A 19208-nucleotide genomic window follows, 5' to 3' on the forward strand; every position below is an offset into this window, starting at 1 on the left:
ATAAAGACGGGAACCCGCTTAAATCTCCAAAGGAAAAAGCAACATAAATTCAGTTCCTTCTCCCGGAAAGCTTTCAACTGTTATGCTTCCACCCATCTTTTCTACAAGCTGATGGACAATAGAAAGACCAAGTCCGCTTCCTTTTTCGGAGCGTCCTTTATCACACTTATAAAGCCGTTCAAATATGTGTTTCAAATCGTCTTTCTCAATTCCTACTCCATTATCCGCCAGCAGCAGCTCCATGTTATTTTCCTTCTTTGACAGGACAATTTTGATTTTGTCTGCATGGCTGTGAGCGATTACATTTTGAATGAGATTGTTGACGATCCTCATATAGCTGTCCATATCCAATCTTACCCGGACAGGCTGTTCGGGAATATCAATGTCATAATCAACCTGTTTATCCTCAAAAATCGGTATCCAGTCAATCAGGATATTTCTTGTCAGCTCTGCGGCCTCAACGCTCTGGATTTCCAAAGCAAACTCATTGGAATTTAACTTGAACCAGTCAAAGAGCACATCAATATATTCTTTCAGATCATGGGCTTTCCGTCGGGCGGTTTCAATATAATCATCCCGGTCTTTTCCTGTGACCAGTCCTTTGTGTGCAGCGTCAAGATACCCAATCAGAGTGGTAAGGGGTGTCCGAACATCATGGGAAAGGCTCGTCATAAGCTGGCGGTTGGTTTCTTCTGTCTGCCGTACAGTTGAAAGTCTGCTTTCATAGGACACAACAATCTCATTGATTTCATAGGCAAGAGGTGCTGTCAATTCATTTGTTGCAGACAGAATACGCCGGTTGCCATTTCCGTTTTTCACATCAACCAGCACATCGGTCATTTCTGCGATTTGTTTTTTTACGCGCCGAACGAGAACGATGGAAGTCAGCACAGCCACAACAGCAATCACAATGGACAAGAAAACGATGATTTCCATATTGGCTATACCTCCTTATTAAAGCGGTAGCCAATCCCTTTGACCGTTTGGATATACTTTGGGCTTGAAGGATTGACTTCTAATTTTTTACGAAGTCGGCTGATAATCGCCATAATGTTACTGTCATCATAGAAATATTCTTCGCCCCATACTTCCTCATAAATCTGCTGTTTGGTCAAAATTTTCCCTTGATGTTTTGCACAGTACAGGAGCAAATCAAATTCCTTTGGGGGCAGTTCAAAAGCGCCGTTTGATGTAGTAACAGAACGATTTTCAAGGTCAATCTGCAATCCGTCAAAATTTAGCTTTTGTATGGCTCCAGCTTGCTGATTAAAGCGAGTGTAGCGGCGAATAAGAGACGCAATACGGGCAATCAGTTCATCCATATCAAACGGTTTTGTAAGATAATCGTCCGCTCCGGCCCGTAAGCCCCGTACTTTAGAAATGCTGTCATTTTTAGATGTGAACATCAAAATCGGCAGACTGCTCTCTTTGCGGATTTCTTCCAGCGTTTCAAAGCCATCCATACCAGGCATCATCACATCCAACACCACAAGCTGATACTCCTGCTCTCTTAATTTTTGTAAGCCCTCTTTTCCGGTATTACAAAAATCAGCTTCTATGTTTTCTGCTTGTACGCTACGTTTAATCAAAGCGCACAGTTCTCTGTCATCATCTATAATCAGGATTTTATTCATGGTGCAACCCCTTCCCTTGTTTTGTCCTTCCGTCAATCGGCTTTTCTGCGTTCTTTGGGATCAGCCAAACACCAGCCATCTTCACGGCGCCGGGAATGCGCCCTCCGGCGCAATAATAATTTACCCTACGAGGTGTCACGCCCCACTTTTCGGCGGTCTCTTTCAATGTCATATAGTCCATTTCGCACCTCCACAGAGTACATTATAGTTCTCTTTCTCGAACAATGCAAGGAACGAAATGTGAATTATAAACTTCAACCAACCTGCATATAGCAACATTCCACGGGCGAAGTATGAATTATACAATGTAACTTGGTGATGTTATATGGCGAAAGTTGAAGATTGTCCCGGTTTTGAAACCTTCGGCGCAGATGTCAAAGCTGCACGAGAGGCAAAGCGTCTGGCACGAAAAACATTGGCAGAAATGGTTGGGATTGAATGGCGGTATCTTGCCAACATTGAGAATCAAGGTGCGATTCCGAGCCTGCCTGTGATGATCCAGTTGATTAAGGTCTGCGGACTTCCCGTGGAACGGTATTTTAACCCGGAGATTATGCGAGAAGAAAGCGAACAGCGGCAACGGGTCAGCCACAAGCTGAAGCTTTGCCCTGAAGAATACCTGCCGATTATCGAAGGTGCCATAGACGGGGCGCTCAAAATGGAACAGACTGCGAAGCAGAAGGAGGACGCATAATCGCGGCCTCCTTCTGGCGTTTCTGTATCATGTTTCCCTGCACTTTTCCAAAAGTTCCCGGCACCTCTGCTGGATTTCTCCGGTTTCTGTCACAGTCAGGTCACGGTCATTTCCAGTAATCTTATCTTCCAGAAAGTTGGCGTATGTACCCAACAAAGCGTTCCGTAAATCCTCCGGGGTTTTCTGTATTTCAGCGCTGTACCAGTCATTCCGGTGGGGTTCCCATGCCATCAATGTATAACCGTGGCTGGTCTGAACCACCTCATACAGTGGATCATCATCCAGATATGCCTGAAACACTTTCAAAATCTTTTCAAAGGTCAGCATTTCCCGCACCTCCCATTCAGCTGCAAATCAGTTCCCTGATTAAAATTTCCTCAATCTGTGCCGTTAATGTGTTCATCAGCCCCACCCAACGCATAGGGTCACAGGCTTTCAGTTCTTCCGCGACACCCGCAGTCTCCATCATGTGAGGCAACATGGTGTCCACGCGCTCCTGTGCTGTCCGCTCAATCTCTAACAGGTGTGGATACAGCTTCTCGCTCATCAGCAGATGGTTGTAGAGAATGGGGCGATGTTTCTTTAGGTAGGATTTTCGCATTCTGCCGTACTTGCCGATAGAAGTTTCCGGCTGTTCAGAAAGTTTTAGGTTGGGTATATCATAATCTCCACAACGAATGTAAGTCAACTCACTCATATTCATTCTCCTTTGCTTCGTGATGATTAGACTGCTGCGCTGGCTGCTATGCTGCCTTTGCGTGGTTCTTCTTTTGGCAGCTGACCGATAGTAGAAAAAACACCTTTTTTCATATCCTCAGCCCGGATCAGGGCTTTCTTAGCGTCCATTTCCGCTTTTTTCTTCGCCTTGATTTTGTCCTCATACTGTTTCTGTGCGCCGCTGGCTTTCCGCTTCAAATAATTCTGATGAAGCCTGTCCTTGCGTTCTTCTTTTTTCCGCAGTTCTTCCTGTTCCTCCGGAGTTAAAGGAACCGGCTGTAAGGATGGTGGGATATAGCGTCCTAAAAAATTGAAGTAGATTTCAATTTCCTGCGTGGTGTCCTGACTGCCTTTTCGGGCGCGTTCGTGGACAAGGATTTTCTCTACAAACTCATTGAGCATGGTGTTTGTCAGAGTGTCAAAATTCTCGTACTTATCAATCAGGGCTATAAATTTCTCCGCTGATTTCTGGCTCTGCTCATAGCCGGTAACAGCCTTTTCCAGCTCTGCAATTTCAATCTCAAGTGCATCCTGCTCTTTGGCATACTGTGCATCAAGCGCCTTATATCGTGCATCCGGCAGCTTGCCGAGGGCGTTGTCCTCATAGATTTTGCAAATCAGTTTTTCCAGTTCTTCGGCTCTCTTTTGAGCAGCAGCCAGACGCCTGCGCTTTTTCGATATATCGGCACTCTGTTGAGCAACCTGCGTTTCCTGAACGGTGTGAATAAATTCCGTCCGGTCATTTCTGGAATATTCAGCGATAGCCCGGAGCGTGTCAGAAACCAATGTCAGAACAGCACTCTCATTGATACGGTGTTGTGTAGGGCATAGTGTCCCACACGGAACTTTGGTATAATTGGAACAGGTATATTGAGAAATCCGCCTGCCATTGTTGGTGCGGTGGACATACATCTTGCCGCCACAATCGGCACAATAGAGCAAACCTGTGAGGGGAGCCGCTTCGCCCCAGCCGTTTGGATAACGCCGTACATTGCTGCGGATTTTCTGCGCCAAATCAAAGGTCTGCTGGTCGATAATGGCTTCATGGGTATTCTCAAAGATCGTCCATTTGTCCTCAGAAACATAGTGGCTTTTCTTGTCCTTAAAGTGCTTGCGGGTCTTGAAATTGATGGTATGCCCTAAATACTCTCGTTTTTTCAAAATGTTCACGATGGTAGATGATCCCCACCCATAGGGGTCTTTGACCGGCTTTGAACGGTTCACACCCTCGTTGAAGCGGGCAAGGTGTACGACAGGAATTTCAATCCGGTCTGTGGATAATTTGCAGGCGATCTGGTAAGGCCCATATCCCTCCAGCGTGAGGGAGAATATACGGCGTACCACTTCGGCAGCTTCCTCATCTACCAGCCAATGCTCCCGTTTTTCGTCCCATAAGTAGCCGTAAATCACAGTGCCGGTCAGGTGCTTGCCACTCATGCCTTTTGACTTAAACACAGATCGGATTTTCCGGCTGGTATCACGGGCGTAAAATTCATTCATGATGTTGCGGAACGGGGTAAAATCGTCATCGCCTTTCAGACTGTCCACACCGTCGTTGATGGCAATCAGACGAACGCCTCGCTGCCGCAAAACCTCCATAACTTGACCGACCTTCAGATAGTCGCGTCCTAACCGGCTCATGTCCTTGATGACGATTGCCTCTACACGCCCTGCCTCCACTTCCTCCATCATCGCCAAAAATCCGGGGCGGTCAAAACGGGTGCCTGAGATACCATCATCGGTAAAGTGCGTAGGGTTGGGCAGCCCATTCCGGCGGGCAAAATCCTCTAACATCTGTTTTTGGTTGGATATGGAGTTGCTCTCGCCCTGTAACTCATCGTCCCGGCTCAGGCGCTCGTACAGTGGGGTAATTTTTTCATTTCTCATGGCTGTACCTCCTGAAACAAAAATGCTCTAAGTGATTGCTTCACTAACCATGACAAAATCATGATTAAGAAGTCACTTAGAGCATATATCACCGGCAGCCAGCTTGTATTTTTTATACTGACGGACTGCAAAGTGATTCGGCTTTTTCTTTTCCAGGGCTTCAAACATCAGATCCACTGGATTCTGAAAGGTTTCATCATCCTCGCGCACTTCCATCGCATTCAGGAATTCGATCAGTGTTGCAAAGTTCTGCTCTTCCAGCGGTGCCTCATAGTGGATATAACCGATCAAGGCACAATACAACAGCGTCTCTGCTTTCGTCCAGAATTCATCACCGGCTTTTCCATCGCCCTTTGTGTTGGCAATCAGCGTTGTCACCAGTTTCAGAATGTCTTTTTCTGAATGGATATAGGCGAAGGGGTTATAGTGCATCGACTTCTGAAAGTTGATCGTGTTGAAAATCTTGATGTTGTAGCCATGCTTCAAAAGGGCATTGCTGCACTCAATCACGATGCTGCCTTTCGGGTTTTGTCAATAAGGATAGAGAAAAAAGTAAATTATTTTTATGAGGTTACAACATCGGATTGAATAAGGCGCAGTACCTTGTCGGTAAAGGTTTCCCGGCTGGTCTGGCTGAAATGGAAATAAATATCAAAGGTCGTACCGCCAACGGTCTTTACCATATCGGGTGGCGGTACGTCCGGGGCGGGTGAAGCGTTGCCGCCCGCCATCACGGGCAGGGGGATGGCCTTGCCCTCTCTGCTGGTGCTGTCGCTCCCCTCCGGGGCGGGGATGGTGCTGGTGATCGTCATGCTGGGGTCGTAGGTCATAGGCTCTCCTTTCATCATTCATCAAAGTTAATCCACGTGAGCGCCATTTTGCCGCCCACGTTGGAGTGGGGGAAGGGGAATGTATTAGTCCCCCTTTGAGGACTGTCCACAAGCCCCCTGATTGCAAGGCTTTTCAGCCTCTAAATGTCCACGCCTGCGGCGTTCCCGTTCGCTGGCAGCTTTCTTTCTCCGGCGCACATTGGCGGCGCACTCGTCACAGTATTTGCCCCGATTGGAGCGCGGCACGAACATCGCCCCGCACTCGGCACAGGGCCGCGCCTGTCCTCGGTGGAGCAAGGCGGCACACAACCCCTTGTCTGTTGGCAGGACGGCGGCGCGGAACCATTTACAGACCAGGGAATAGGTGATACTCTGGACGCAGACACAAGGCTCCCAGCCGTCATCAAGAGCAAGACAGTTGCCGCCGTCATAATTGCAGCAGTCATGCACCAGCCGCCGGACGGCTCGGTACTGCTGGTAGGTCAGTCGGGGAATGCCGTTCACCGCTCCACCTCCCGGCGTTTCTGCTGGGTCTGCTCCTGCTGGTGTATGGCAGCATCGGCGTTCCGCTTCACCTGTTGAAGCCGCCGCAAATCGTCTTGGATAGGCTTGTACTGCTCATACTCGGCTGTGTACTCCTGGTGAAGCCTCGCCTGTTCCTGTTCCCACGCATGAACGGGGATTTTACCAGCAGGGGAACGGTGCTTGTCCAGCTTCCGGCGGGCCATGTGGAACGTCCTCAACTCGTTCTCATGCTCCCTCTCGAATTTTTCCCGCTTGCCCTTCCACTTGATACCCTGCAACTCGTCATAGACGGGCTTGGTGTCTCGGTAGAGGTCAACAAGGCGAAGCAGTTCCTTCAATTCGTTCAGACGGTCACGCTTCGCTTTCATGGATGTGTTGATGGCCTCCGTTCGTTCACTCTGGGCGGCGATATGGGTCTCTAAATCTTCCAGCGTAGCGATGCCCCTCTCGGTCAGAAAATTGATGGCCTCGGCAAAACCTTTAAGATTTCCAATCCTGGCGTTGCGGCTCCATGCTCCGGCGTTCCGGCCCTCATAGTAGTCGGTCAGCAGGGCGGCAAGGGTCGGGGCCTGGGGCTTGCTCAATTCTTCTTTTATGGCCTTAATCCAATCCGTCAGGCCGGCGATTTTCTTCCGAATATCCCGCAGAATGTTGTTGGCCTTTTTTATCCAGCGGTTCAGATCGCCCTTGTCGGTGGGGATGCCCTTGGCCTCCATCTGGCGGACGGCCACGCCCTCATGGACGGTGGGCAGCAGGTCAAGGCCCTGACGCTCATAGGAGCGGTGGTCGATGCGGCAGGTCAGCCCCTTTTCCTCAAACTTGGCGTTCACCATAGCGGCCCACGCCTCCCGCCAATGTTCCAGTGTTTCCGGGCTTCCCCAGTCGGTAGTGGGAACAGCGTCAAAGAGGGGCTTGCCGTCCTCTCCCATAATGCGGTTCCCGTCCTCGTCCAGACGGTAGCGGCGGCGCTGCTTGCACCCCCATTTGCCGTCTGGCTCAATGGGCCGGATGGGGCAGAGAACATGAAAGTGCGGGTTAGGAATACCGCCGTCCTCCTTGTCCGGCTGGTGGATGGCAAAGTCGGCAATCATGCCCCGGCCCACAAGCTGCTCCGAAACAAATTGCCTTGCAAGAGCGATGTTTTCCTCCAATGAAAACTCGTTCTGCAAGGCAATGTCAAAGCTATATGCAAGCTGGGCTTTCTTGCCGCGCTCGGCCTTCTCCACGGCGTTCCAGAGGGTGGCGCGGTCTTGGTACTGGTTGGGGGCCTGGGGCGGCAGGAGAATGTCTGTGCAGACCACGCCGCCCTTGTGGGTGTAGTCGCTGACCTCGCCATAGTATTCGCTATACAATTTCTCCCCGGCTCGGTAGGCGGCGGACGTGACAACAGACTGTCCCGCGCTCCGTTTGACCTGGGTAACGTGGAGATGGAACAGGGCCAATTATCCGCTTTCCTGCTGGTCAGTGGCTTGGCTCACCAGGGCGGCAACTTCCGGCAGGGAAAAGACCTTTTCCATCAAAAGAAAAAAGGCCCTTTCGCTCATGCCGCGCACCTCCGGGGCGATACTCTCCACCGCTCCGCCACGGGTGATAAGTCGGTGGTTTCGCTTCTTCCTTTCGCCTTGGGTGTAGTAGCGGATGCGGTTCTCATACCGCTGGCCTCTGTGCTGGTACTGCTCCAACTTAGCGGTGGCCTCAGCATACTCTTTCTCTAATTCTTCGCGTGACTTGTCCATCGTGTTTGACCTCCTTCTTGGCAAAACAAAAGACCGTCTACCTGCTGTGTCGGGTAAACGGTCAAGGGTAACGGTATTCGGTTTTAGCCTCGCTGGAAAGGTGCAGACGCAGAGCGGATGTACCTTTCCAGCGAGGGCGCAGGGATAGCCGCAAAGCGGCGCAAGGGGCGCAGCCCCTTGTACGGAGCGGAGCGACGCAAACGGCCCGGACTTTCGGAAGTCCGGGCCGTAGCCTCGCAGAGCGCACGATACATGGTCGCAGACCATGTATAGAAGTGCGCCCTTTGTTCCAAAGGGATTTTATAAGTCCATCATTGATGGGAGAATTTTGTTGAACATATGGCGCACCTTATCAATCCGGGTGTTTGGGCGGCGTGGCTGAAAAACTGGTTCGCCGCTGGCGATTTGATACCCCTTCAATTCTGTTAAACAAACGCTTCTCCCGTTTGTATAAAAGGTGAGGTCATTGCGGTACTCTTGCACACAGCGGGCAGGGATTTCGCCAGTAAAAATCACCTCGCTGTTTTTAACCTGGGTCGTTTCAATACTCGCGCAATATTTTGGTGCGTCATGATAAGCTCTGGAGAGATATTCCTGCGGCGCATAGAGTGTAAAAGAAAGATATGGTTCCAATAGCTGCGTCCCCGCCTTTTTCAACACCTGCTCCAATACAATAGGTGCCAATGACCGAAAGTCTGCGGGAGTGCTGACCGGACTATAATAAAGCCCATACTCAAAACAGATTTTACAGTCCGTTACCTTCCATCCATACACGCCTTGTTCCAGACCGTAGCGGATACCATCCAATACAGCGTTTTGAAAACTCTGATTCAAGTATCCAACGGAAACTTTGCTCTCATACTGCACTCCGGTGCCAAGGGGGAGAGGGGTGACGGACAGCCCGATGGACGCCCAGAATGGATTGGGCGGCACTTCGATATGAATGGTGTGACTTACCGCTTTCAATGGCCTCTCCATATAGATGACGGTAGGTTCTTTTGCAGTTGTGTTGAGCTGATATTTTTCCACCAGAAGATCAGAGATAATTTCCAATTGTACCCGGCCCAAAAAGGAGAGAATGATCTCATGGGTCACAGCGTCTACTTCATAGCGCAGAAGCGGGTCGGTATCCGCAATTTCTGTCAAGGCGTTTAACAAGCGTTCCCTCTGTTCTGGTTTCTCTGGTGCAATTGTTGTCCGCAGCAAAGGGAGAGGATTGTCGCTCCACGTTTCACGGGGCAGCAGCAGTTTGTTTCCCAGCACATCATTCAGCCGCAAACTGTCGCAGGGTACAATGACGATCTCGCCCGCATGGGCAATCTCTGTTCGGACAATCTCACCCTTTGAGGGGATACGCATTTCCGTAATTTTCAGTTTTTCTTTCCCTGCCAAGGCTACGGAATCCCGCAAATGAAGCGTACCGCTATACAACCGCAGATAGGCAAGGCGTTGGCTCTGGTTTGCGTACTCAACTTTGAACACAGTTCCGCACAATTCAGAGCTGTTCTGCCCGGTGGGTGATTGGAATGTATCTGTGACCGCTTCAATGAGTTGTCGGATTCCCAAGTTTACCTTGGCACTGCCATGATAGACCGGAAACAGAGAGACGCTTTGGATTCTCCTGTTTTCCTCCCGCAGAAGTTCTTCTTTGTCCATTGGTTCTCCGGCAATATATTTCTCCAACAATTCATCACAGTCCGCAATCACGGTATCCCAATTCTCCAGCCCCATGTTTTCCATGATGGATATATCCGGGGAAAGCTGCACGTTCTGCTTAATAATCATATTTGCGGAGAGCTTATCTCGGATAGACTGATACACACCTGGCAGGTCAATCCCGTCCTGGTCGATTTTGTTAATAAAGATAACAGTTGGGATTTTCATTACTTGCAGAGCATGAAACAGAATACGGGTCTGCGCCTGAACGCCGTCTTTTGCAGAAACAACCAAAATCGCTCCGTCAAGAATGGCAAGGGAGCGATAGACCTCCGCTAAGAAATCCATATGCCCAGGAGTATCCACAATGTTGACCTTACAATCGTGCCACTGAAAGGAAGTGACCGCCGTTTGAATGGTGATTCCACGCTGCCGCTCTAAAAACATGGTGTCCGTTCTCGTTGTTCCCTGATCCACACTGCCGGGCGCCTCGATTGCTCCGCTGGTATATAACAGGCTCTCCGTCAAGGTCGTCTTACCTGCGTCTACATGAGCAAGAATGCCAATATTGATGATTTTCATATGATTCTCCTCCATACAAGGCCCAGAAGGGCGCAAAAATCCCCAGCGACAAATACTTTTACCGCTGGGGATGATAGGTAGGACACACATGAAAACTGCGGCCAAGGCTGGCCGTTGTCTATCACGATATGAAATGAAAAGGCAAAAGTATTCTTAAATTGGGTACAAAAACCAAGCCCTCTCCTTGAGGACGTTTGTCTTTGTTCCCATTATCAAATTTTATTTAAGAATACCTTGCCGCATATTGATAAACTCCTTTGCTTGGTTTTTTATAGTATAGCATATCAAATTCCCAAAAGCAACCCTGTTAAGATAAATTTTTTCTGTCACTGCACCTCCATATCTCTCTCGTGTATACGCCATACGCAACTCTTTTCAAAAAAGAAGTGGACGCGCTGGCAAAGCTGTGGTAGAATGAAACGAAAGAAGGTGAGGATGGTGGAGCTCAAAACGACAATCGCCCAGGGACTGCACGTCACAGATGACAGCGCGGGTTATGATGCCGCCTGTAAGCGTGTCCTGTCTGAAAAGGCAATCCTGGCGCGGATTATGAAGTCCTGCCTGGAAGAATACAAGGATTGCGATGTCAATGATATTGCCGAGAAGTACATTGAGGGCCAACCCCAGGTGTCCGCCGTCCCGGTGCTGCCGGACGAGGGTGGCACAGTCATCAGCGGCATGGACACCGAGGACAAATCGGTGCGCGAGGGGACAGTCACCTATGACATTCGCTTCCGCGCCATCGTTCCCGACTCCGAGGAACAAATTGCCCTCATCATCAACGTGGAGGCCCAGAACGATTTTTACCCCGGCTATCCGCTGATAAAGCGTGGCATATACTACTGTTGCCGCATGATTTCTTCCCAGTACGGCAGGGAGTTCACTGGCTCCCATTATGAGAAAATCAAGAAGGTCTACTCCATCTGGATTTGCATGAAACCGCCGCAGTATCGAGAGAACACCATTACCCGGTATCGGCTGGTGGAAGAATATCTGGTCGGCGAGGGCAAAGAACCCATCAGGAATTATGATTTGCTGTCCATCATCATGCTGTGCCTTGGCGGGCCGGATGGGTCAAATTATGACGGCGTATTGCGGATGCTGGATGTGCTTCTCTCCAACGAAACCAGCGAGGCGGAAAAGCGGAAAATTTTGCAGGACGATTACGACATTCAAATGACGCAGACAATGGAAAGGGAGGTGTCGGTCATGTGTAATTTGAGCAAGGGCGTTGAGGAAAAAGGCGTTGCTAAAGGTATCTTGTCCTCTATCAAAAACCTCATGGAAACGATGGGGCTGACCATTGAACAGGCTATGGCGGCGCTGAAAGTCCCGGAGGGCGAACGTCAGAAATATATGGATTTGCTGGAACGGCAGTAATGACAAAAACGCCACGGACTATCGTTGTCCCTGGCGTTTTCTGTATCTACGTTAGCTGACTTGAGCAGCTTCGGCTTCTGCCTGTTTCTTCCTGTGGTAGTTCTCCCGCCTCGCGGCAAGCATACGTTCATACCGGGCCTGGGCTTCGGGATCTCCGGCGGCAGCGTCCGCATACATTTTCTGACGGGACTTCTTTACCGCTTCTGACTGTTGCGCTCTCTGCTGCGCCAACTCTGCCGCCGCTACCGGGTCGGTTTCGGCGCGGGCTTTCAAATCCTGCAAAGCCGCCTTTTTCCGATTGCGATGGGCTTCCAGCCGTTCCGCTTCTTCTAGGGTGAGAGGCAAACCTGCCTCGGCACATCTGGCAAGTTCTTTCAACGTCCGCTGTTGGGGCTTCGGGGGCTGTGCGGACTTCTGCCTGTCACGCCACGCTTTGTGCTGCTCGGCTTTCTTCTGGCGGTGCGCCGCAAGCCGCTCCGCTTCCTCCGGGGTGAGATCGGCTCCATCCAGCTTGGCGAGTTCCTTCAGTGAGCGTTTGCGAGGCTTCTCTGGCTGACTGGCCTTTTTCTTGTCGCGTTGCTTCTGCTGATAGGCCCGATTGCGCTCTAACCGCCGTTCTTCCTCCGCCTGTTCCTCCGGGGTCAACAGGCCCGCCCGCTTCCTCGCGGTAAACTCCCGGCGCTCCTGCTTGTACCTCTCATACCGAACCTGGGCAAGCACCTGGGAGCGTTCCTCTTTCTCTGCCTGTTCCTCCTGCTGGCGGCGTTCTTCCTCCTGCTCCATCGGGGTCACAATGTCGGCGGGAACCTCAAACGCGCCAATGAAATTGAAATAGAAATCTAACCGCTGACGGCGCTGCTTTCCCCGTCCGTTGCCCTCATGGACAACGATTTTCTCGATAAACTCATTGAGAATGGGCGTAGTCAGTTCCGAAAAATCGGTGTACCGCTTGGCAAGGTCGATAAACTCCGTCATTCTCACCCGGTCGGCGTTCCAGTTGTCCAGCAAGCCCTGCCACTCCGTCATGGAGGCTTCCAGCGCGGCCTGTTCCTCGTCATACTCGGCAAGGAGACGGCTGAAATGCTTATCCGGCAGCTTGCCCGTGGCGTTGGCCTCGTACAGCTTCTTCACCAGTCCGTCCAGTTCGGCGTGGCGCTTCTTCGCCTGGACAATCTGTTTCCGGCAATCCTTGACTGCTTCCTCCTGGCGCAGACTGGATGCCTTTCGAACCCGCTGAACAAACTCCTGCTCGTTGTTGCGGACATACCAGCTTATCCGCTGGATGGCGGAGAGGATCGCCGCTTCCAGCTTTTGCGTGGCAACATAGTGAATGGTGCAATCCTCCATAGGTGCCCGGTATCTGGAACAGGTGAAAGCATCGTCAATGTACTTGCCTTGGACAAGACTGTTGTGGTGGGTCAGCTTTGCGCCGCAGTCGGCACAGTAGAGCAGTCCGGTTAAACGGTTAGGGGCATTACTCCGCTTGGGTGTCCGGCGCTTGGTTTCCCGCAAACGCTGAACATTGTGCCACGTTTCTTCGTCAATGATGGCGGGGACGGCTCCCTCAAATACAAATTGTTCCTCTGGCATTGTCCTGCGGGTGCTTTTAGTCTTGTAGTTCTCACAGACAGTCTTGCCCAGCACCTTGCGCCCCAGGTACTCCGGCCTTTTAAGAATATAACCCAGGGTGGTGGCAGACCATGCGTAGGGGTCGCGGTAGCTGTTGGCTCGAACAGGACAGCCGATACGCTTCCAGTGTTCGGAAGGGATGGGGATTTGCTCGGCCCGCAGCGTTCGGGCGATGCCGTTGACGCTCTGACCGTCCATGACCATCTGAAAGATGCGGCGCACAACGGCGGCAGCTTCCTCGTCGATCACCCACTCGCCCTTTTCTTCTTTTGAGGCGAGATAGCCATAGGGGACGGCCCCCGAACAGCGCAGGCCCTTTTCCATTCTGGACTTGAAAACGGTCTTGATTTTGCGGCTGGTGTCAGCAACGTACCACTCATTTATCACATCCCGGAAGATGGACATAATATCAAATCCATTGGCGGTGTCCAGGTTGTCATTGGCGGCGATAAAGCGGACGTTGTACTCGTCAAAGGTGCGTTTGAGCAAGCCGACCTCCACCACGTCACGGCCTATTCTGCTCTGGTCTTTGACAATGACGGTAGCCACATTTCCGGCCCGTATCTCGTCCACCATAGCGTCCAGGCCGGGCCGCTTGAAGGTCGTTCCCCGCACCCCGTCATCGGTGAAGTGGCGGACATTAGTGAAGCCATTTTTTCGGGCGTAGTCCTCCAGGATGCGCTTTTGATTTTCTACGGACACGCTCTCGTCAGACCGCCCATCGTCGTGAGATAACCTTTCGTACAATGCTGTGATTTTACCCTTTTGCTCCTGCTTCCTCATGTGTGTAACCTCCTGTTTTGTATTTTCACGACCTTTCTATCCTTATTATAGTGACCCTTTCGGGTTAGTGACCACATAGGAGCTGTGCATCTGGAGAAGGTTTAGCTTCAACCAAAAGCGAGTTTTACCGGAACCAGAACCGCCGACAATCAGAACATTCTTATTCCTTGCGTTGGCCGGATTCTTCGGACGATTGCTCATCATCAGCCGCTCCGTCCGGGTCAGAATCACATTGTTTGCAAACACCGGGTCTTCAAACGGTTTGATGTCTTTCTGCGTTCCCCATGAAGCGTTTTGTCAAGTGCTTTTTTGAGTTATTGACGCAAATTATCGTGAAAGTGCAAAGTGCAAAGGGTCTGCGTTTTGCACTTTCAGCTTGCGGGTTCGGGTGGTTGCTTCTTCTTGATGAAGTTGTACCATTGACCGCCGACACGCCTTGCGCCTAAAATGCCGCCCATGTTGCGCTTGGCGTTCTGTACCGTCCTCTCGGATATTCCGGCTTCGGCTGCGGCTTTTACAATGTCCTCGCTGGCAAGCTCTTTCCCGTCTGCCAGTAAATCCAGTATCAGCCGTTCCGCCTGTTCGGTCTTGGTGGCGGTGTTCCCGCCCGCGCCGGACAGCAGCTCGTCGGCGGTTATATCATATTCGCCTATCCACGAAAAGCCCGTTTCCGGGTCAAGGCAAAAGGCAACGGGCTTTCCCTCCGGCGCAAGGGAAGATTTGTCGTGAATGATAACGCGCACATTCGGCTCACGCTTCACGCGCCCGATTAAAAGGACGCTCCTTGCTGCGGCTCTAAAGTCGATAGAACCTAAGCCCCGGTATGCGCTCTGCCCTCCAGCAGCTTTGTTGAGATGTCCGATAAGGATAACGGCGCACCCGGTACGCTCGGCAACATCGGCAAGGCGGCGGAACATGGGGCGCACTTCGTTTGCCCGGTTCATGTCGGTTTTTTCGCCCATGTACGCCTGTATGGGGTCAAGGATAATCAGCCGCGCCCCGTTCTGCGTGATTGCCTTTTCTATGCGCTCATCGGACAGGGTAAGCTCCCGCTTGGCTTCATCAATCACAAGCACCCGGTCAAGGTCGGCTTCTGCTTCCATCAAGCGGGGCTTGACGGTATCGCCCAGCCCGTCCTCGGCGGTCTGGTAAATCACTTGGAATGGCGGCAAGGATTTCATTCCCGGCAGCGTTCCCCCGGTGGTGCAGGCGGCGGCAAGGCGTAGGGCAAAAGTGGTCTTACCTTCGCCGGGATTGCCTTGCACAATGGTTACTTTCCCAAAGGGGATATACGGCTCCCATAGCCATTCAACGGTCTGTGTATCAACCTCGCTCATGCGGATAATCTCAACGGTTTCCTCCTGGGTTGGCTCTTTCAAGCCGTAGACCGCTTCACGCAAATACTTCCCGTCCGCGATTTCTGCCCGGTGCTGCAATACCTCGTTCCAGTCCTTGTAGAGCGGCACAAGGCGGTGGACGGTCAAGCCCTCCGGCACAAGCTCCGCAAGGCGGCTGCAAGCGTCGTTTCCGGCGTTGTCGTTGTCAAGGCAGAGGTAAACCGTCTGAATGTCTGGACGGTCAGAGAGAAAGCGTAAGAGGGCTTTTTCTCCCACACCGCCCAGTGACAAATAGCTTTGCTTCTGCCAGCCCTTTTTGAACAGGCAGAGGAAAGATAACAGGTCAATCGGGGCTTCAAAGACAAACAATCTTTCGCCCTCGCCCCGGTAGCAGAAATTAAAGGCTTTGTCGCTGCCTTTCACATCAAGCCGGAAGTTTCCCGCCGTTCCTTTGCTGTGGGCGTAGCGCGGTATTCCGTCCTCGTCCCGCCCAACAAATACGGCGTTGTGGTGGGCTGTGTCCTCGTAAATATCGCCGCGGGCAAAGAAAAAGCCCGTCACATCTTCATCAATGCGGCGGGCTGCTGTGAGGTAGTTCCTTGCTATTCTATTGTCGCTGTTTGGGGGCGGTAGCCGGAAGTCGGATAGGGACGCGGGGCTTGGTCTGTCCGGCGGCGGGGCGGCTCCTTTTTCGCCTGTGAGAAGTTCAACGGCTTCGGTGAAGCTCTTGCCGAAAAACTCCATGACAAAATCAATGGGTGCGCCGCCTTTGCTCTGGCTGTGGCGATACCATTTGTTTCCCCGGACGGTCAAGCTGTCGTGCCGCTTCCAGCGGTATTCCTGTCCGGCGCGGGTAAGCTGCTCGCCCTGTGATTGCAGGAAAGAAACAAGGTCGGCTTGGTTGGCGCGGTCTATCTGTTCTTGGGTGTAATACATGGTTGATACCTCGCTTTCTGTGGTTGAATTGTTCATAGTTTTTAAGTATAATAAAATCAGTAATTGAAATTTGTGAGGGTACTAAAATGGTATTTGAAAAAATTGATAGAAACAGTTGGAAGCGGAAAGAGTATTTTGAACACTACTTTACGAATATACCTTGCACATACAGCATGACTGTTAAAGTGGATATTACACAAATAAAGAAAAAACAAATGAAATTATATCCAGCAATGCTTTATTACATTACAACGATTGTGAACCGCCATTCTGAATTTAGAACAGCAATCAATCAGTCGGGCGAATTAGGCATATATGATGAAATGATACCAAGTTATACTACATTTCACAAGGATACGGAAACATTTTCCGACATTTGGACTGCATATATGCCGGATTTTGAAACATTTGTTGCGGCTTATGAAAACGATATGCAGCGGTATGGAAGCAATCACGGAATGATAGGAAAACCAGATGTTCCGGAAAATGTTTTTACAGTATCTATGATACCGTGGTCAACATTTGAGAGTTTTAATTTGAATTTGCAGAAAGGGTATGATTATTTAATCCCCATTTTTACCATGGGGAAATATTACAAAGAAGATGAGAAAATTATACTTCCTTTAGCAATTCAAGTTCATCATGCAGTATGTGATGGATTTCATATTTGCCGTTTTGTAAATGAACTGCAAGAATTGATAAATAGTTAACTTCCGGTTTATCGGGGAGTACAAAGGACGGACAGGCAAAACCGCTTGCCCGTCCCTTCCTTTATCGCTCCTGTTCGTGCCGCTTGGTGCGATTCTGTGTCTGCTCCGGCTGCTCGGCTTTCAGTGCAATATCAACGCACTTGCGTATCTTCTGAAGCTCGGCAACCTCGGCGCGGGTAGCTTTCAGTTTGGTGTAGTCGGTATCTCTCTGCTCTTTGAGGTCGGCGTATTCCTGTTTCCATTTGGAGATAGGCAGCGTCTTTGTATCTGTCAGATTTGCATGGAGATAGCGACTTGCTGCGTTCCATATGGTCAGCTCAGCGCGGTGGGCTTCCTCATACTTATCCCGTTTGTTCGTCCAGCCGTTTTTCAGCTTTTTCAGTTCGGCATGAATGGGCTTGTACTCTGTGTAGTTCTTCCCGTATTCAATTAGCTTTTGCAGCTTCTTCATGCGCTGCTCGGCGGTTTTCATTCCCTCCCGGATTGAATAGGCTTTATCACTGACAGAGGAAAGAGAAGCGTCCAGCTCGTCAAGATTAGAGATACCATGCTCGAAAAGATAGTTGACCGCTGCCGCTACGGTTTTCAGTTCGTCGGCTGCGTGCTGCCGCTGCCAACTCTGCGAATACTTCCGGCTTTTTTCTCTCTGAACGCTCAAATACTTCATCAACAGATTTGCAAGGTTGGGAGATTGCGGCGGCTGTTCTGGGGCGGTTTCCCGCGCTTTGAACAGGTCGGCAATCCACTCTTTGAGCTTCCCAATCTGCGCCCGGATTTCCCGGATAAGGCGGTTTGCCTTTTGAATACTGCGGTTCAGTTCGCCTTTCTCGGTGGCGATACCTTTCTTCTCCATCTGGCAAGCCGCCACGCCCATGTGGACGGTGGGCAGCTCGTCTATGCCGCGCTCGGCGTTGCTGCGGTGGTCGATACGCTCCGGGCTTCCGTTCCTCTCCAAAAAGTCGTTGGTATAGTCAGCCCATGCCTTGCGCCACAAGAGGGTGTTGTCCTTGTCGTTCCAGCCTGTAAGGTCAATTTTGTGCGTCTTGTATCTGCCGCTTGGCAAGCGGATACGCTCGCCGTTTTCGTCAAGGTCATATTCCTTTGGGGACTTCGCCGCCCATGCGCCGCGCTCGTCAAGTGGTCGCATGGTCAGCATGATATGACAATGGGGATTGCCTTTGTCGGTGTCGTGAATGGCATAATCAACGCACATTCCTCTGGAAACAAATTGAGAGGAACAGTATTCCCGGACAAGCCGGATCTGTTCCTCTCTGGATAATTCTATGGGGAGCGCTGCGTCAATCTCACGCGCAAGCTGGGCGTTCCCGGCTTTCTCGTAAAGCTCCACGCTGTTCCACAAGGTTGAACGGTCAGAGAATGAGGGTGGCGCGTGGGGCGGCAGCATGATCTCTGTATGGACAACACCGCCTTTGCGGGTGTAGTCATGGGTCATTCCGTCCCATTCGTTTGTCAGCTTTTCGCCGCTTCGGTAGGCGGCTGCGGCAACTGCTGATTTGCCTTTGCCCCGGCTGACTATGCCGATGTTACAATGGTAAATAGCTATGGGTATCACCTCCAGTATAGCGGATATAAAACTTGTGGAAAATGAATAGCTTGCGTAGCAAGGTGTTCGGTTTCCGCAAGTACACAAAAGGGTAGACAGCGTAAGCTGTCGCAGGGGAAGTGTAGCGTCCCCTGTCTGCGGCAAAGCCGCCAATCGTAGCGCGGGGTAAAATCCCTATGTTTAAGATAAAGCCCTCGGCAGAGCGCACACGCCCGTTAAGGTGTATAAGTGCGCCCTTAGTGTCTAAGGGATTTGTTCAGCGTTCCCGTTCTCGGCTCGTTTTTTCAGATATTCCCGTACCAGCTCACTCGTCAATGCAAGTTTAAGAAGTGCTGTGGCTTCCTCGTCGGTCATGTTCTTTGCTTCCGGCACAATGCTCTCAAAGATCGCGCCCCGGACGATAAGGCGGTGGCTGCGCGTTCTGCGTTCCTCTTTGGATAACTTCTGACGCAACATCTTTTCCCGGTTTTCAAGCTGCCGGATTTTCTTCTTTCCGTCCTCAATCTCGGCTTGCAGTTCTTCGCGGGTTTTCTCTCTTGGCTTTGTCATGGTTGGGCGCTCCTTTCTGCTCATAAGCATAGAAAAAGGACAGTCGATTTTCTCGGCTG

18 protein-coding genes and 2 pseudogenes are annotated in these 19208 nt (G+C 51.0%); 3 read left to right on the top strand and 17 right to left on the bottom strand.

What is annotated here, in order from left to right; all coding sequences use genetic code 11:
- Positions 1-18: 18 nt before the first annotated feature.
- Genes DW088_RS05995 through DW088_RS06005 form a run of 3 tightly spaced genes read right to left on the bottom strand, consistent with a single transcriptional unit; the run spans position 19 to position 1815 of the window.
- The gene (locus DW088_RS05995; RefSeq protein ID WP_002596319.1) at positions 19-936 is read right to left on the bottom strand and encodes a sensor histidine kinase; all 918 of its coding nucleotides are present in this window, start codon (positions 934-936) and stop codon (positions 19-21) included.
- A 5-nt stretch (positions 937-941) separates the two neighbouring features.
- Positions 942-1634 (bottom strand): response regulator transcription factor, encoded by a 693-nt coding sequence (locus DW088_RS06000; protein WP_118360127.1) that lies wholly within the window; start codon positions 1632-1634, stop codon positions 942-944.
- On the bottom strand, positions 1627-1815 hold the full coding sequence (locus DW088_RS06005; protein WP_118360128.1) for a helix-turn-helix domain-containing protein: 189 nt from the start codon (positions 1813-1815) through the stop codon (positions 1627-1629). Before DW088_RS06005 ends, DW088_RS06000 begins: the two co-directional genes overlap by 8 nt.
- Positions 1816-1959: 144 nt before the next feature.
- On the opposite strand from DW088_RS06005, the gene DW088_RS06010 reads away from it, so the two are divergent.
- Positions 1960-2328 (top strand): helix-turn-helix transcriptional regulator, encoded by a 369-nt coding sequence (locus tag DW088_RS06010; protein ID WP_005933665.1) that lies wholly within the window; start codon positions 1960-1962, stop codon positions 2326-2328.
- Positions 2329-2355: 27 nt separating this feature from the next.
- Here the strand turns inward: DW088_RS06010 and DW088_RS06015 are convergent, their stop codons facing one another.
- From DW088_RS06015 to tet, 9 genes and pseudogenes are all read right to left on the bottom strand, one after another.
- Positions 2356-2655, bottom strand: coding sequence for a hypothetical protein (locus DW088_RS06015; protein ID WP_021650276.1), 300 nt, complete (start codon positions 2653-2655; stop codon positions 2356-2358).
- Between the two features lie 16 nt (positions 2656-2671).
- Positions 2672-3025 carry a TnpV protein gene (locus DW088_RS06020; RefSeq protein WP_118360129.1) on the bottom strand — a complete coding sequence of 118 codons (354 nt, stop codon included), beginning with the start codon at positions 3023-3025 and terminating at the stop codon, positions 2672-2674.
- Between the two features lie 26 nt (positions 3026-3051).
- The gene (locus DW088_RS06025; protein WP_118360130.1) at positions 3052-4932 is read right to left on the bottom strand and encodes a recombinase family protein; all 1881 of its coding nucleotides are present in this window, start codon (positions 4930-4932) and stop codon (positions 3052-3054) included.
- 90 nt (positions 4933-5022) lie between these two features.
- Positions 5023-5460, bottom strand: a pseudogene (locus DW088_RS06030) (type IV secretory system conjugative DNA transfer family protein); the annotation flags it as partial.
- 35 nt (positions 5461-5495) lie between these two features.
- Complete coding sequence (locus DW088_RS16220) at positions 5496-5762, bottom strand: transposon-encoded TnpW family protein (protein ID WP_035300361.1); 267 nt, start codon at positions 5760-5762, stop codon at positions 5496-5498.
- An 84-nt stretch (positions 5763-5846) separates the two neighbouring features.
- Positions 5847-6266 carry a cysteine-rich VLP domain-containing protein gene (locus tag DW088_RS06040; RefSeq protein WP_021631987.1) on the bottom strand — a complete coding sequence of 140 codons (420 nt, stop codon included), beginning with the start codon at positions 6264-6266 and terminating at the stop codon, positions 5847-5849.
- Positions 6263-7729: a MobQ family relaxase gene (gene mobQ / locus DW088_RS06045; RefSeq protein ID WP_021631986.1), complete on the bottom strand. Its 1467-nt coding sequence runs from the start codon at positions 7727-7729 to the stop codon at positions 6263-6265. The genes DW088_RS06040 and mobQ (DW088_RS06045) overlap by 4 nt, the downstream gene beginning before the upstream one ends.
- A complete protein-coding gene (locus DW088_RS15840) occupies positions 7730-8023 on the bottom strand; it encodes a DUF3847 domain-containing protein (protein WP_021631985.1) in 294 nt (97 codons plus the stop codon).
- Between the two features lie 300 nt (positions 8024-8323).
- Complete coding sequence (tet, locus tag DW088_RS06055; RefSeq protein ID WP_035300359.1) at positions 8324-10261, bottom strand: TetM/TetW/TetO/TetS family tetracycline resistance ribosomal protection protein; 1938 nt, start codon at positions 10259-10261, stop codon at positions 8324-8326.
- A gap of 414 nt (positions 10262-10675) precedes the next feature.
- Between tet and DW088_RS06060 the strand changes: the two genes are divergently transcribed.
- Positions 10676-11641 carry a hypothetical protein gene (locus DW088_RS06060; RefSeq protein WP_021631983.1) on the top strand — a complete coding sequence of 322 codons (966 nt, stop codon included), beginning with the start codon at positions 10676-10678 and terminating at the stop codon, positions 11639-11641.
- Between the two features lie 51 nt (positions 11642-11692).
- Here the strand turns inward: DW088_RS06060 and DW088_RS06065 are convergent, their stop codons facing one another.
- The 3 genes and pseudogenes from DW088_RS06065 to DW088_RS06075 form a co-directional block, all read right to left on the bottom strand.
- Entirely contained in the window at positions 11693-14053 is a 2361-nt protein-coding gene (locus DW088_RS06065; protein WP_021631982.1) for a recombinase family protein, read from the bottom strand.
- 48 nt (positions 14054-14101) lie between these two features.
- Positions 14102-14347, bottom strand: a pseudogene (locus DW088_RS16620) (VirD4-like conjugal transfer protein, CD1115 family); the annotation flags it as partial.
- Positions 14348-14424: 77 nt separating this feature from the next.
- The gene (locus DW088_RS06075) at positions 14425-16326 is read right to left on the bottom strand and encodes an AAA family ATPase (RefSeq protein WP_118360131.1); all 1902 of its coding nucleotides are present in this window, start codon (positions 16324-16326) and stop codon (positions 14425-14427) included.
- A gap of 86 nt (positions 16327-16412) precedes the next feature.
- Here DW088_RS06075 and catA point away from each other — a divergent pair, with 86 nt between their 5' ends.
- Positions 16413-17036 (top strand): type A chloramphenicol O-acetyltransferase, encoded by a 624-nt coding sequence (catA, locus tag DW088_RS06080; protein WP_118360132.1) that lies wholly within the window; start codon positions 16413-16415, stop codon positions 17034-17036.
- A 61-nt stretch (positions 17037-17097) separates the two neighbouring features.
- On the opposite strand, the gene mobQ (DW088_RS06085) is transcribed toward catA, so the two are convergent.
- Together mobQ (DW088_RS06085) and DW088_RS06090 are read right to left on the bottom strand one after the other, a co-directional pair.
- Positions 17098-18609: a MobQ family relaxase gene (mobQ, locus tag DW088_RS06085; RefSeq protein WP_118360133.1), complete on the bottom strand. Its 1512-nt coding sequence runs from the start codon at positions 18607-18609 to the stop codon at positions 17098-17100.
- A gap of 234 nt (positions 18610-18843) precedes the next feature.
- Positions 18844-19149, bottom strand: a complete 306-nt coding sequence (locus DW088_RS06090; RefSeq protein WP_118360134.1) for a DUF3847 domain-containing protein — start codon at positions 19147-19149, stop codon at positions 18844-18846.
- Between the last annotated feature and the right edge of the window lie 59 nt (positions 19150-19208).

This window comes from Butyricicoccus sp. AM05-1 (assembly GCF_003474415.1).
GTDB classification, from domain to species: Bacteria; Bacillota; Clostridia; order Oscillospirales; family Butyricicoccaceae; genus Agathobaculum; species Agathobaculum butyriciproducens.

Bases quoted from the DNA above. Each gene is read 5' to 3' on its own strand.
- DW088_RS05995 (WP_002596319.1), bottom strand. From the start codon at position 936: ATGGAAATCATCGTTTTCTTGTCCATTGTGATTGCTGTTGTGGCTGTG.
- DW088_RS06010 (WP_005933665.1), top strand. From the start codon at position 1,960: ATGGCGAAAGTTGAAGATTGTCCCGGTTTTGAAACCTTCGGCGCAGAT.
- DW088_RS06065 (WP_021631982.1), bottom strand. From the start codon at position 14,053: ATGAGGAAGCAGGAGCAAAAGGGTAAAATCACAGCATTGTACGAAAGG.
- tet (WP_035300359.1), bottom strand. From the start codon at position 10,261: ATGAAAATCATCAATATTGGCATTCTTGCTCATGTAGACGCAGGTAAG.
- DW088_RS16220 (WP_035300361.1), bottom strand. From the start codon at position 5,762: ATGACCTACGACCCCAGCATGACGATCACCAGCACCATCCCCGCCCCG.
- DW088_RS06060 (WP_021631983.1), top strand. From the start codon at position 10,676: ATGAAACGAAAGAAGGTGAGGATGGTGGAGCTCAAAACGACAATCGCC.
- DW088_RS06005 (WP_118360128.1), bottom strand. From the start codon at position 1,815: ATGGACTATATGACATTGAAAGAGACCGCCGAAAAGTGGGGCGTGACA.
- DW088_RS06090 (WP_118360134.1), bottom strand. From the start codon at position 19,149: ATGACAAAGCCAAGAGAGAAAACCCGCGAAGAACTGCAAGCCGAGATT.
- DW088_RS06000 (WP_118360127.1), bottom strand. From the start codon at position 1,634: ATGAATAAAATCCTGATTATAGATGATGACAGAGAACTGTGCGCTTTG.
- DW088_RS06020 (WP_118360129.1), bottom strand. From the start codon at position 3,025: ATGAGTGAGTTGACTTACATTCGTTGTGGAGATTATGATATACCCAAC.
- catA (WP_118360132.1), top strand. From the start codon at position 16,413: ATGGTATTTGAAAAAATTGATAGAAACAGTTGGAAGCGGAAAGAGTAT.
- DW088_RS15840 (WP_021631985.1), bottom strand. From the start codon at position 8,023: ATGGACAAGTCACGCGAAGAATTAGAGAAAGAGTATGCTGAGGCCACC.
- DW088_RS06075 (WP_118360131.1), bottom strand. From the start codon at position 16,326: ATGTATTACACCCAAGAACAGATAGACCGCGCCAACCAAGCCGACCTT.
- DW088_RS06025 (WP_118360130.1), bottom strand. From the start codon at position 4,932: ATGAGAAATGAAAAAATTACCCCACTGTACGAGCGCCTGAGCCGGGAC.
- DW088_RS06015 (WP_021650276.1), bottom strand. From the start codon at position 2,655: ATGCTGACCTTTGAAAAGATTTTGAAAGTGTTTCAGGCATATCTGGAT.